The 11,902-nt window shown below is 62.5% G+C and carries 11 protein-coding genes; 4 read left to right on the top strand and 7 right to left on the bottom strand.

Annotated features, from left to right (window positions below; genetic code table 11):
- Positions 1-25: 25 nt before the first annotated feature.
- The 3 genes from ACOZJV_RS12190 to gcl all read right to left on the bottom strand — a co-directional run bounded on the left by ACOZJV_RS12190 (position 26) and on the right by gcl (position 3,632).
- A complete protein-coding gene (locus ACOZJV_RS12190) occupies positions 26-919 on the bottom strand; it encodes a 2-hydroxy-3-oxopropionate reductase (protein WP_078471016.1) in 894 nt (297 codons plus the stop codon).
- A gap of 54 nt (positions 920-973) precedes the next feature.
- Positions 974-1,756 (bottom strand): hydroxypyruvate isomerase, encoded by a 783-nt coding sequence (hyi, locus tag ACOZJV_RS12185; protein ID WP_078471017.1) that lies wholly within the window; start codon positions 1,754-1,756, stop codon positions 974-976.
- A gap of 100 nt (positions 1,757-1,856) precedes the next feature.
- A complete protein-coding gene (gcl, locus tag ACOZJV_RS12180) occupies positions 1,857-3,632 on the bottom strand; it encodes a glyoxylate carboligase (RefSeq protein ID WP_078471018.1) in 1,776 nt (591 codons plus the stop codon).
- A gap of 265 nt (positions 3,633-3,897) precedes the next feature.
- Here gcl and ACOZJV_RS12175 point away from each other — a divergent pair, with 265 nt between their 5' ends.
- On the top strand, positions 3,898-4,338 hold the full coding sequence (locus ACOZJV_RS12175; protein ID WP_078471019.1) for a GlcG/HbpS family heme-binding protein: 441 nt from the start codon (positions 3,898-3,900) through the stop codon (positions 4,336-4,338).
- Between the two features lie 133 nt (positions 4,339-4,471).
- Here ACOZJV_RS12175 and ACOZJV_RS12170 read toward each other — a convergent pair whose 3' ends face one another.
- Entirely contained in the window at positions 4,472-5,092 is a 621-nt protein-coding gene (locus tag ACOZJV_RS12170; protein ID WP_201130064.1) for a TetR/AcrR family transcriptional regulator, read from the bottom strand.
- A 136-nt stretch (positions 5,093-5,228) separates the two neighbouring features.
- Here ACOZJV_RS12170 and ACOZJV_RS12165 point away from each other — a divergent pair, with 136 nt between their 5' ends.
- Positions 5,229-6,155 carry a DUF808 domain-containing protein gene (locus ACOZJV_RS12165; protein ID WP_078471021.1) on the top strand — a complete coding sequence of 309 codons (927 nt, stop codon included), beginning with the start codon at positions 5,229-5,231 and terminating at the stop codon, positions 6,153-6,155.
- Between the two features lie 78 nt (positions 6,156-6,233).
- Here ACOZJV_RS12165 and ACOZJV_RS12160 read toward each other — a convergent pair whose 3' ends face one another.
- Both ACOZJV_RS12160 and ACOZJV_RS12155 read right to left on the bottom strand, forming a co-directional pair.
- Complete coding sequence (locus tag ACOZJV_RS12160) at positions 6,234-7,022, bottom strand: MlaA family lipoprotein (protein ID WP_201130069.1); 789 nt, start codon at positions 7,020-7,022, stop codon at positions 6,234-6,236.
- The gene (locus ACOZJV_RS12155; protein WP_020299236.1) at positions 7,015-8,313 is read right to left on the bottom strand and encodes a lipoprotein; all 1,299 of its coding nucleotides are present in this window, start codon (positions 8,311-8,313) and stop codon (positions 7,015-7,017) included. The genes ACOZJV_RS12160 and ACOZJV_RS12155 overlap by 8 nt, the downstream gene beginning before the upstream one ends.
- Before the next feature lie 233 nt (positions 8,314-8,546).
- Here ACOZJV_RS12155 and ACOZJV_RS12150 point away from each other — a divergent pair, with 233 nt between their 5' ends.
- A complete protein-coding gene (locus ACOZJV_RS12150) occupies positions 8,547-8,915 on the top strand; it encodes a hypothetical protein (protein WP_078471023.1) in 369 nt (122 codons plus the stop codon).
- Between the two features lie 73 nt (positions 8,916-8,988).
- On the opposite strand, the gene ACOZJV_RS12145 is transcribed toward ACOZJV_RS12150, so the two are convergent.
- A complete protein-coding gene (locus ACOZJV_RS12145) occupies positions 8,989-10,584 on the bottom strand; it encodes a beta (1-6) glucans synthase (RefSeq protein ID WP_178102952.1) in 1,596 nt (531 codons plus the stop codon).
- Positions 10,585-10,871: 287 nt separating this feature from the next.
- On the opposite strand from ACOZJV_RS12145, the gene ACOZJV_RS12140 reads away from it, so the two are divergent.
- Entirely contained in the window at positions 10,872-11,723 is an 852-nt protein-coding gene (locus tag ACOZJV_RS12140; RefSeq protein ID WP_078471026.1) for a glycine betaine ABC transporter substrate-binding protein, read from the top strand.
- Positions 11,724-11,902: the final 179 nt, after the last annotated feature.

Here is an 11,902-nt window from a genome sequence, read left to right as displayed (position 1 = left end):
CTGCGCTCGCGGCTACAGCCGAGGCTTATTGCGGGTCGCGAATCGAGAAGTTGGCCATGTGCTCCAGGCCCTTGATCAGCGCCGAGTGGTCCCAGTTGCTGCCGCCGATGGCGGCGCACGTGCTGAACACCTGCTGGGCGTTGGCCGTGTTCGGCAGGTTGATGCCCAGCTCGCGTGCGCCGGCCAGGGCCAGGTTGAGGTCCTTCTGGTGCAGGTTGATACGGAAACCCGGGTCGAAGGTGCCCTTGATCATCCGCTCGCCATGGACCTCGAGGATCTTCGACGAAGCGAAGCCACCCATCAGCGCTTCACGCACCTTGGCCGGGTCGGCGCCGTTTTTCGCCGCGAACAGCAGGGCCTCGGCCACCGCCTGGATGTTCAGGGCGACGATGATCTGGTTGGCCACCTTGGCGGTCTGGCCGTCGCCATTGCCACCGACCAGGGTGATGTTCTTGCCCATGCTCTGGAACAGCGGCAGGGCGCGTTCGAAGGCCTGGCTGTCACCGCCGACCATGATGCTCAGGGTCCCGGCCTTGGCTCCGACTTCACCACCGGACACCGGGGCATCCAGGTACTGCGCGCCTTTCTCGTTGATCTGGGCGGCGAAGGCCTTGGTCGCGGTGGGCGAGATCGAGCTCATGTCGATCACGATCTTGCCTTTGCCGACACCGGCGGCGATCCCGTCGGCACGCAGCAGCACGTCTTCGACCTGCGGGGTGTCGGGCACCATGATGATGATGAACTCGGCTTCCTGGGCCACTTCCCTGGGGTTCGCCAGGGCGACCGCGCCCGCGGCGATCAGGTCGGCCGGTGCCTGGCCGTGATGCTCGGACAGGAACAGGCTATGACCGGCCTTTTGCAGGTTCGAGGCCATTGGGTGGCCCATGATGCCGGTGCCGATAAATCCGATTTTAGCCATGAAGAAATCCTCTTGTGGGGGCCGCTCGATAAGGGCCGGGGTAGGGCTGCCGGGTCAGATCGCGTTGTGGCTCTTGAGCCAGCCGAGACCGGCCTGGGTGGTGGTCAGCGGTTTGTATTCGCAGCCGACCCAGCCCTGATAACCGATGCGCTCCAGGTGTTCGAACAGGAAGCGGTAGTTGATTTCGCCGGTGCCCGGTTCGTTGCGCCCGGGGTTGTCGGCGAGCTGGATATGGTTGATGGCCGGCAGGTGGTTTTCCATGGTTCGGGCCAGGTCACCCTCCATGATTTGCATGTGGTAGATGTCGTATTGCAGGAACAGGTTGGCGCTGCCGACCTGCTCGCGAATGGCCAGGGCCTGGCGCGTGTTGTTCAGGTAAAAGCCCGGGATGTCACGGGTGTTGATGGCTTCCATCACCAGTTTGATGCCCACCGCCTGCAGCTTGTCGGCGGCGTACCTGAGGTTGGCGACCAGGGTTTTTTCCAGGGTGGCGTCATCGATGCCTTGTGGCCGAATACCGGCCAGGCAGTTGATCTGGGTGTTGCCCAGGACCTGGGCGTAGGCGATGGCCAGGTCGACCCCGCCGCGGAACTCCTCGACCCGATCCGGCAGGCAGGCGATGCCCCGCTCACCCTTGGCCCAGTCACCGGCCGGCAGGTTGAACAGCACTTGGGTCAGGCGGTTGGCATCCAGCTGGGCCTTGATTTCGGCGGAGCTGAACTCGTAGGGGAACAGGTATTCGACCCCGCTGAATCCCGCCTCGGCGGCGGCCTTGAAGCGGGCAAGGAAATCCTGTTCGGTGAACAGCATGGACAGGTTGGCGGCAAAACGCGGCATGGTGATCTCCAGTAAAAATGAAGCGTTCCGGCAGTGGCTGCCTGAAGGTGCGCCCGCTTTTGCGGTTGATCGCAGCCTTCGGCAGCCGCTACAGGGCGGGTCAGTCGAGCATGGAAATGGCGGTGGGCGCGTCGTTGCCCACCAGGGCCAGGTCTTCGAACTCGTTGACCGCGTTGATCTCGGTGCCCATGGAAATATTGGTCACGCGTTCGAGAATGATCTCGACGATCACCGGCACCTTGAACTCCTCGATCAACGCCTGGGCCTTGCGCAGGGCCGGCTGGATCTGGCCCGGCTCGAATACGCGCAGGGCCTTGCAACCCAGGCCTTCGGCGACGGCGACGTGGTCGACGCCATAACCGTTGAGCTCCGGTGCATTGAGGTTGTCGAAGGACAGCTGCACGCAGTAGTCCATCTCGAAACCGCGCTGCGCCTGGCGAATCAGCCCCAGGTAGGAGTTGTTCACCACCACGTGGATGTAGGGCAGCTTGAACTGTGCGCCCACCGCCAGCTCTTCGATCATGAACTGGAAGTCATAGTCGCCGGACAGTGCCACCACCTTGCGGCTTGGGTCGGCCTTGACCACCCCGAGTGCGGCGGGGATGGTCCAGCCCAGCGGGCCGGCCTGGCCGCAGTTGATCCAGTGCCGTGGCTTGTAGACGTGGAGGAACTGCGCCCCGGCGATCTGCGACAGGCCGATGGTGCTGACGTAGCAGGTGTCCTTGCCGAACACCTGGTTCATCTCTTCGTACACCCGCTGCGGCTTGACCGGCACGTTGTCAAAGTGGGTCTTGCGCTGCAGGCTGGCCTTGCGCTGCTGGCAGTCCTGGAGCCACGCACTGCGGTCCTTGAGTTTGCCGGCGGCGTGCCATTCACGGGCCACTTCGAGGAACACGGTCAGGGCGAAGCCGGCGTCGGAGACAATCCCCAGGTCCGGGTTGAACACCCGGCCGATCTGGGTCGGCTCGATGTCGACATGGATGAACTTGCGACCTTCGGTGTACACCTCAACCGACCCGGTGTGGCGGTTGGCCCAGCGGTTGCCGATGCCCAGCACCACGTCCGACTTGAGCAGGGTGGCGTTGCCATAGCGGTGCGATGTCTGCAGGCCGACCATGCCCACCATCAGCGGGTGATCGTCAGGAATGGTGCCCCAGCCCATCAGGGTCGGGATCACCGGAATCCCGGTCAGCTCGGCGAATTCCACCAGCAGCTCGCTGGCATCGGCATTGATGATGCCGCCCCCGGCTACCAGCAATGGGCGCTCGGCCTGGTCCAGCAGGGCCAGGGCTTTTTCCACCTGGATCCGGGTTGCGGTGGGCTTGGCCAGTGGCAGGGGCTGGTAAGCATCGATGTCGAATTCGATCTCGGCCATCTGCACGTCGAACGGCAGGTCGATCAGCACCGGGCCTGGGCGGCCGGAGCGCATTTCATAGAAGGCTTTCTGGAAGGCGTAGGGCACTTGGCCCGGCTCCAGCACGGTGGTCGCCCACTTGGTCACCGGCTTGACGATGCTGGTGATGTCGACGGCCTGGAAGTCTTCCTTGTGCATGCGGGCCCGTGGCGCCTGGCCGGTGATGCACAGGATCGGGATCGAGTCGGCCGAGGCGCTGTAGAGGCCGGTGACCATGTCGGTGCCGGCGGGGCCGGAGGTGCCGATGCACACGCCGATGTTGCCGGCCTTGGTGCGGGTGTAGCCCTCGGCCATGTGCGAGGCGCCCTCGACGTGGCGAGCGAGCACGTGATCGATGCCGCCGACCTTCTGCAGGGCGGAGTACAGCGGGTTGATGGCGGCCCCGGGGATGCCAAAAGCGGTGTCGACCCCTTCACGGCGCATCACCAGAACGGCGGCTTCGATTGCTCTCATTTTGCTCATGGTTTTGTGCCTCTTACGTTTTGTAATTGTATACAAGTGGCTTTGCGCAAAGTGTATTCACGGCGGACGGCGCAGGTCAATCCATTTTCTCAAGCGGCTGTGGCTTTCGTCGGAAGCCTTTAAACCAGCGGTTTTTTGTCGCAGGCAGCGCTTTTCGATAATTATTGTATACAAAATATATTGTCATTGTGTTCTATTTATCCCATTCGGCTTCGTACAACGAATGGCCCGACCGCTTTCCCATAACAAAATAAGGACGGCACCCATGAGCGCTTTAACCTTGAAAGTCGCAGTTAACCTGGCCAGCCAGGCCATCGCAGCGGGGCGCGCGATCAGCGCCGCGCCGCTGACCATCGCGGTGCTGGATGCCGGTGGGCACCTGGTGACGTTGCAACGGGAGGATGGGGCCAGCCTGCTGCGCCCGCAGATCGCCATTGGCAAGGCCTGGGGTGCGGTCGCCCTGGGCAAGGGCTCGCGTCTGCTGGCGCTGGACGCGCAACAGCGCCCGGCTTTTATCGCCGCGCTGAACAGCCTGGGGCAGGGCAGCGTGGTGCCGGCACCGGGCGGAGTGCTGATCCGTGATCGGGAGGGCAGGGTGCTGGGGGCCATCGGTATCAGCGGTGACACGTCGGACATTGACGAGCAGTGCGCCATCAACGCCATCGAAGCCCTGGACCTGACCGCGGACGCCGGCGTAAGCGCCTGACGCCGAACCGGTAGCCGCTGCCGAGCCCGCGAGGCTGCGCTGGCCCGATAGGGCGCCGAGGCGTGTCAGGCAGAAGGATGTTGTTCCGCAGGGTCAGCGCAGCCTGGCGGCAGCGGCTACAGCGGTTGAGGTATCAGCTCGACGCTGGCTGGTCGGGTTCGCAGCCTTTGAGCACCAGGCGGATGATGGTTTGCGCGGCGGCTTCGTAATCGGACTCGTCGAGCTTGGGCTTGCCGGTGACGACCGAGATCTGCCAATCGAAGTCGGCGTAGGTCTGGGTCGCGGCCCAGATGCTGAACATCAGGTGGTTGGGGTCGATGGCGGCGATCTGGCCACGGTCGATCCAGGTCTGGATGCAGTCGATGTTGTGCCGCGCCTGGGCGTTGAGTTGTTCGGTTTGCTCGGCGCTCAGGTGCGGCGCGCCGTGCATGATCTCGCTGGCGAAGACTTTGGAAGCGAACGGCAGGTCGCGGGAGATGCGGATCTTGGAGCGGATATAACCGCTGAGCACTTCGCTGGGCACCCCCTCGGCATTGAACGGGGTCGAGGCCTGGAGAATCGGCTCGATGATGCTTTCCAGCACCTCGCGGTAGAGGTTTTCCTTGGACTTGAAGTAGTAGTAGACGTTGGGTTTGGGCAACCCGGCCTTGGCCGCGATATCGCTGGTTTTGGTCGCGGCGAAGCCCTTGTCGGCAAATTCTTCGCTGGCAGCACGCAGGATCAATTCTTTATTGCGCTCGCGGATGGTGCTCATAAATCCGGTGATTCCTTGCCTGGGGCGGCGGTTGCGCATGGTAGCACCGGCTTTGCGCGGGGCTCAAGAATGCCTCCCGGAGTGCTTCGCCGCGCGGTATGCTGCGCGCCTTGATCACCGAATGGGACTTTGATTCATGGCAGGAAGCAGTTTGTTGGTGCTGATCGACGATATCGCGGCAGTGCTCGACGATGTGGCGTTGATGACCAAAATGGCGGCCAAGAAAACCGCAGGCGTACTCGGCGATGACCTGGCGCTCAATGCCCAGCAAGTCTCCGGGGTTCGTGCCGAGCGTGAAGTGCCGGTGGTCTGGGCCGTGGCCAAGGGGTCGTTTCGCAACAAACTGATCCTGGTCCCGGCGGCGCTGGCCATCAGCGCGTTCGCCCCCTGGCTGGTGACCCCGCTGCTGATGCTCGGTGGCGCCTACCTGTGTTTCGAGGGCTTTGAAAAGCTCGCCCACACCTTCCTTCACAGCAAAGCTGACGATCAGGCCGGGCATGAGCAGTTGCTGGAGGCGGTGGCCAACCCCGAAGTCGACCTGGTGGCCTTCGAGAAGGACAAGATCAAAGGCGCGGTGCGCACCGATTTCATCCTGTCGGCGGAAATCATCGCCATCACCCTGGGCACTGTGGCCGATGCGCCGCTGATGCAGCAGGTGGTGGTGCTCTCGGGTATCGCGATTGTCATGACCGTGGGCGTTTATGGCCTGGTGGCGGGCATCGTCAAGCTCGATGACCTGGGGCTGTGGCTGACTCAGAAGCCGGGGCAGTTGGCGAAGAGTGTGGGTGGGGTGATCCTGCGCGCCGCACCGTACATGATGAAAAGCCTGTCGGTGATCGGCACGGCGGCGATGTTTATGGTCGGCGGCGGCATCCTCACCCACGGCGTGCCCGCGGCGCACCACCTGATCGAGGGGCTAACCGGGCAAACCGCAGCCGTGATCGGCGGCTTCTCGGTGATCATGCCGACCCTGCTCAACGCAGTGGCCGGGATTATCGCCGGCGCCGTGGTGCTGGTGGGCGTGACCCTGTTCAGCAAGCTGTGGAAAGCTGTCAGGACCTGAACCCGGGCGCTGTCCCAACCATGAAAAAAGGCCATTCGGAGTTCCCGGATGGCCTTTTTTTGTAACGCAGGAAGGGGGTTATTCGGCGATCTGCAACTTGCGCGACTCGGTGTAGACGTAGCGCACCTTCTCGTATTCGAACGGCGAGTTCAGTTGGCCGTAGCGGAAGCTGGTCTGGTAGCGCTTGTCGACGCCGCGCAGGACCCAGATCTCCGGATGGTTGCTGCTGACTTCCGAAACGTTGAGGAAGTTGATCGCCGATTCTGCGGTGAAGTCCACTGCCAGGCCGGCGGTGTCACGCAGGTTCGACGGACCGAAGATCGGCAGCACGAAATAGGCGCCGCCCGGAACCCCGTAGAACCCCAGGGTCTGGCCGAAATCTTCGCTCTGGCGCGGCAGGCCCATGGCGGTTGCCGGGTCCCACAGGCCGGCGATACCGATGGTGGTGTTGAGCAACAGGCGCCCGGTGGTCTCCATGGAGCGGTGGCCCTTGAGCTGCAGCAGGCTGTTCAACAGGTTGGGCACATCGCCCAGGTTGTTGAAGAAGTTGCTGACGCCGGTGCGCAGGAAGCTGGGGGTGACGTAGCGGTAGCCGTCGACCACCGGCAGGAACACCCATTGATCGAAGCGGTAGTTGAAGTGGTAGACCCGGCGGTTCCATGACTCCAGCGGGTCGTACACGTTCAGTGCGTTGAGGGTTGAGCGCTCGAATTCGCGCTGGTCCAGCCCGGCGTTGAACTTGAGTTTCTTCAACGGCTCGGTGAAGCCGTCCGAGTCAACCACGGTCGGCGCGTTGGCTTTGCTGTTGTCGGCTTGGGCATAGCCTGCGCAGAGCAACGCAGCGATTAGCAGGAGATGTTTAGCCACGGAAGAACTCCAGCATGGCGTCGCTGTTGACGCGGTAGTTGAGATTGCCGCAATGGCCGCCATGGGGGTAGACGGTCAGGCGGTCGCCGAAGGTGGTGCGCAGGAAACCCAGGTCGCCAGGGCCGAGGATCACGTCATCGGCGTTATGCATCACGGCGATTTTCGGGCTGTCGTGCAGGTAATCCTTGAGTGCATACAGGCTGACCTGGTCGATCAGTTGCAGCAGGCTGCCGCCGTCGGTGCGCGCGCGCCACATGGGGATCACTTGTTCGGTCAGGTAGCAGTCGAAGTCGCACTGCAGGGCACGCTTGAGGAACGGCGTCAGGCTGGTGCCTTCGCTGATCGGGTATTTGGGCGGGGTGATCAGGCCGCGGCGGTTGATCAGGTCCGAGGTGAAGGCGATATCGGCCGCCGAGAAGCGGAATGAAGTGCCGATCAGCATCGCCATCTGTTCGTTGGTCAGGTGCTGTTTGGACTGCTGGAAGTCGTAGAGCAGCGCATCGTTGAGGTCGATGTAGCCTTTTTGCTGGAAGTAGCGAGTCAGTTTGTTCAACACCAGTTCATAGAAGGTGGTGCTGTTGTTGATGCCTTTGACTTCGGTCTGCACCAGTTTGTCGAGGTTGCTGATCGAGGTGTACAGGTTGACCGGAGGGTTGAGCAGCAGGACCTTCTTGAAGTTGAAGCTGCGCCGGGTTTCATCCAGTTTGCTGACGAAGGCCGCATCCAGGGCGCCCAGGCTGTAACCGGTGAGGTAGTACTCGGTGATCGGCAGCTTGGGGTTCTGCGCGCGTACGGCCTGCATTACCCGGTACATATCCTCGGCATCTTCCTGGGTGACCCCGGGGGTGGCGAAGCGCGAGGCGGCGCTGATGAAGTCGAAGCTGGTGGGCGACGACAGCTGCACCACGTGGTAGCCGGCCTTGTAGTAGAGCTTTTTCAGGTATTCGTTGAGGCTGCTGTCATAGCGCGCGCCGGTGCCGGCGATGAGGAAGATCAGCGGGGCGGCGTGATCCTGCTCGGCGATGCGGTAGGTCAGCTTCTTCACCGCCCAGAAGTTGTCCGGGAGGATGAACTCGCGCTCGGGGCGCAAGGTCAGGCTGCGGTCGGACTGGTTGATATCGTCGTTGGACGGCAGTTCCGGGCGCAACTCCGGCGGGGTGGTGGCAATGGTCGCTTCGAACGGATTGGTCAAAGGATAGCCATAGCTGGCAGCGTCGATATCGACTGCCAGTGCGGACGCACTCAAGATAAGGCCGCCAAACAGGGCAGCGAAGCGCAAGGAACGGAGCATGACTGAATCCCTTAGAGGAAGGTGCCGGGAGAGGTTCGCAGGCTATGACCACCGGGGTACTGCCGAAGTGCCATGGTTCGGCACAAATATCGGTCAAGACAGGCGGGATCGGGGGTAATAGTAGCCGGACGATACACTTTGCCGCTAATTGCTCACAGTTATATGTGTAACAGGCTTGCTTACCGCTCTCGGGCGATTATGCTGGGCGCCGTTTTCGCTTATCGGAGTGCCTCATGTCCCGTCTTCCCGTGGTTGTGCTGCTTATTGTCCTGCCCCTGTGGCTGGCCGCCAGTTATGGCCTGCGCTACGGCTTTATGGAAGATGCTCGGTGGGTGGGCGTCTGTGTCGATGAGGCGAGCCGCTGGGAGTGCCAGGCACGTTCCACTCTGGGCCTGTGGATTCACTTCAAGGTCATGGGCTGGGCGGCCCTGGTCTCGGCGCTGCTGGCGTTTGTGCTGCCGGGCCGCGGTGGCTGGGGCCTGGCGGTGGTGGCGCTGCTGTGCGGTTTGCCGGCGCTGGCGCTGTACAACACCACCCTGGCGGTGTTTGCCGTGGTGATCGCGGCCTTGCGCCTGGTCAGGGCGCCGCGCCAATCGGCCTGATCAAGCGGGGCTCGATAAAAAAGGGATGACTGTTGTCATCCCTTTTTTTGTGCCCGTGAGGCCTGAATCGGGATCAGGCCTTGCGTGCCCGCAGGCTGCGCCACATGGCGGCCACCAGCAGCAGGCTGACCAGGGCCCAGGTCCAGGCCTGCTGGTTTTGCAGGCCTTCGCGATACAGCTGCGGAGCAATCCCGGCGCCGACGATAAAGGTCAGCAGGGCGATCTCGCGGCGTGGCACCCGTACCGGGCGGCACAGGTAGACCAGGGCCGGCAGCACCAGGGCCGCACTCGGGAAGCTGCGATAGCGCGGGTCGAACACCAGCTCCAGCATCATCACCGCGGCCGCGAAACCGGCGGCGGTGAGCAACCAGCCAGCGCGTTTCTCCAAGGCAGCGAAGGCGCATCCACGCCAGCCGCTGCGGGTACTCAGGGTCAGGGCCGCGTGGGCCAGCACCAGCAGGTTCAGGCCCAGCAGCAGCGCGGCCCAGAACCACTCGCCGGCAAACCGGCTGGTGACCCGCGCCAGCTCGCCCCAGGCCCCGATGGAGCAGGCGGCGAGGGCGCCCAGCAGTGGCAGCACCAGCGCCGCGCGGGTGCTGCGGACACGGCCGCCGAGCAGCAGGGTCACGAGGAAGATCGCCCCGCCCACGCCCAGCCACACTGGCCAGTAAGGCAGGTTGGATACCGAGCCGGCGAGCACGCCCTTGTCCTGGCGGTCGGCATCGAACAGGCCCCAGTAACCGCCGACGGCGCCTTCGCTGGCGCGCTTCCAGGGTTGGTCGAAGGCTTCAATCAGGTTGTAGTGCCAGCCATTGTGCTCGGCCAGGGCGACGAACCCGCGAATGAACTTGGCTTCATTGACCCGGCTCGGCAGGGCGGTTTCACGCTGGCGGCCTTCGCTGGGCCAACCCGTTTCGCCGATCATCACGTCCTTGGGCGCGAAGCGGTTGCCGAATACCTGGCGCACCTCGGCAACGTGGTTCAACGCGGCGTCGATATTGGACGGATCGTCTTCCCAGTACGGCAGCAAGTGGATAGTCAGGAAGTCCACCGCCGGGGCGATTTCCGGGTGCTTGAGCCAGAACTCCCAGACATCGGCATAGGTCACCGGCTGTTTGACGTTGGCCTTGACCTTGTGGATCAGCTTGGCCAGTTGCGGGCCGGTGACTTCCTTGCGCAGCAGGGCTTCGTTGCCGACGATCACCGAACTCACCACATCCGGGTTGGCGTTGGCCGAGGCGATCAGCAGGTCGACTTCTTTTTCGGTGTCCACCGGGTTGCTGTTGACCCAGGCGCCGATCATCAGCTTCAGGCCGTGCTTGCGCGCCAGGTCCGGCAGGGCTTCAAGGCCGGTCATGGAATAGGTGCGGATGCACTCGAAGCGGGTGGCCAGCAGCGCCAGGTCGGCGTCCATGCGCTCCGGGCGCAGTTTGAACGGCTGGTCGAACGGTGACTGGTCTTTATCGAAAGGGGTGTAGGAGGCGCATTGCAGCTTGTGGCTGGCGCTGGCGACGTCGGGCAGCAAAACCGGCTGGCCGAGGCCGTACCAGAAGCCGCAGATCGCAAACAGGCCAAGCAGGCAGGCAAATAAATAAGGCAGGACAGGGAAGCGGGCTATCGCGGGCATGGTCAGGCCGTCTGGGAGCAAAGCCGGGCATCTTACCTGCATTTGCCGCTGGCTTGGGGCGCCGCATGATTTTGACATGCAAAGTTCGGGCGGGATCGGTATCTGCCCTGGAAGCGGCAGGATTGCTGGCTATCTGATGTCGTTGCTGGCTGCCTTGAGGTCGCAGACAGAGCAGGTTGCAGATGGCCGCAGGTTGATGATCGAAACATCAGTACTCCGCTGATGTTCGAACGGGTTTTGTGGTGAGCGTGAAGGGGGCGCCGTGCACCAGAACAATAGGTTGACGCGGCTCGGCATCCGTCGGGCGCAGCACTTTCGGGGAAGTAACGATGAAGATGCGACGACTCTTAGGCGCAGGTGCCGCTCTGGTACTTGCGATCAGCTCCACCCTGGCCAGCGCCGACAGCAAAACCCTGAGCATCGGCTATGTCGACGGTTGGTCGGACAGCGTGGCGACTACCCATGTGGCGGCTGAAGTGATCAAGCAGAAGCTCGGTTATGACGTCAAATTGCAAGCCGTCGCGACCGGGATCATGTGGCAGGGCGTCGCCACCGGCAAACTCGATGCCATGCTGTCGGCCTGGCTGCCAGTGACCCATGGCGAATACTGGGCGAAGAACAAGGACAAGGTGGTCGACTACGGCCCCAACTTCAAGGACGCGAAAATCGGCCTGATCGTGCCGGAGTATGTGAAAGCCAAGTCCATCGCCGACCTCAAGGACGACACCAGCTTCAAGAACAAGATTGTCGGCATCGACGCCGGATCGGGTGTGATGCTCAAGACCGACCAGGCGATCAAGGATTACGGCCTCGATTACAAACTGCAGGCGAGTTCGGGGGCGGCGATGATTGCCGAGCTGACCCGTGCCGAAGAGAAAAACGAATCGATTGCCGTCACCGGCTGGGTGCCGCACTGGATGTTCGCCAAGTGGAAACTGCGCTTCCTCGACGACCCGAAAGGCGTGTATGGCGCGGCTGAAACCGTCAACAGCATCGGCAGCAAGGGCCTGGAGAAGAAGGCGCCGGAAGTCGTGGCCTTCCTGAAAAAGTTCCAATGGGCCTCGAAAGACGAAATCGGCGAAGTCATGTTGGCCATTCAGGACGGTGCCAAGCCTGATGTTGCAGCGAAAGAGTGGGTGGCCAAACACCCGGAGCGCGTCGCGGAGTGGACTGCTAAATAATCGACGAAGCGTCTAGATTAGGCTTCTCAAGGCTGCCCGGTGTTCGCACCGGGCGGCCTTTGTTTTTTCTTGGGGATAAATTGGCGTCATGACTAATGTCGTTCTAATACTAAGGTCGTCTGGAACCTGCTCCATAGCCGCATAGAGTGGAATGCGTTCCAACTAAAATCTGTGCTGCG

It is taken from the genome of Pseudomonas sp. QD4 (assembly GCF_049199125.1).
Taxonomy (GTDB): domain Bacteria; phylum Pseudomonadota; class Gammaproteobacteria; order Pseudomonadales; family Pseudomonadaceae; genus Aquipseudomonas.
The sequence above is the reverse complement of the archived record's forward strand: the minus strand, read 5'-3'. Positions and strand labels throughout refer to the sequence as shown.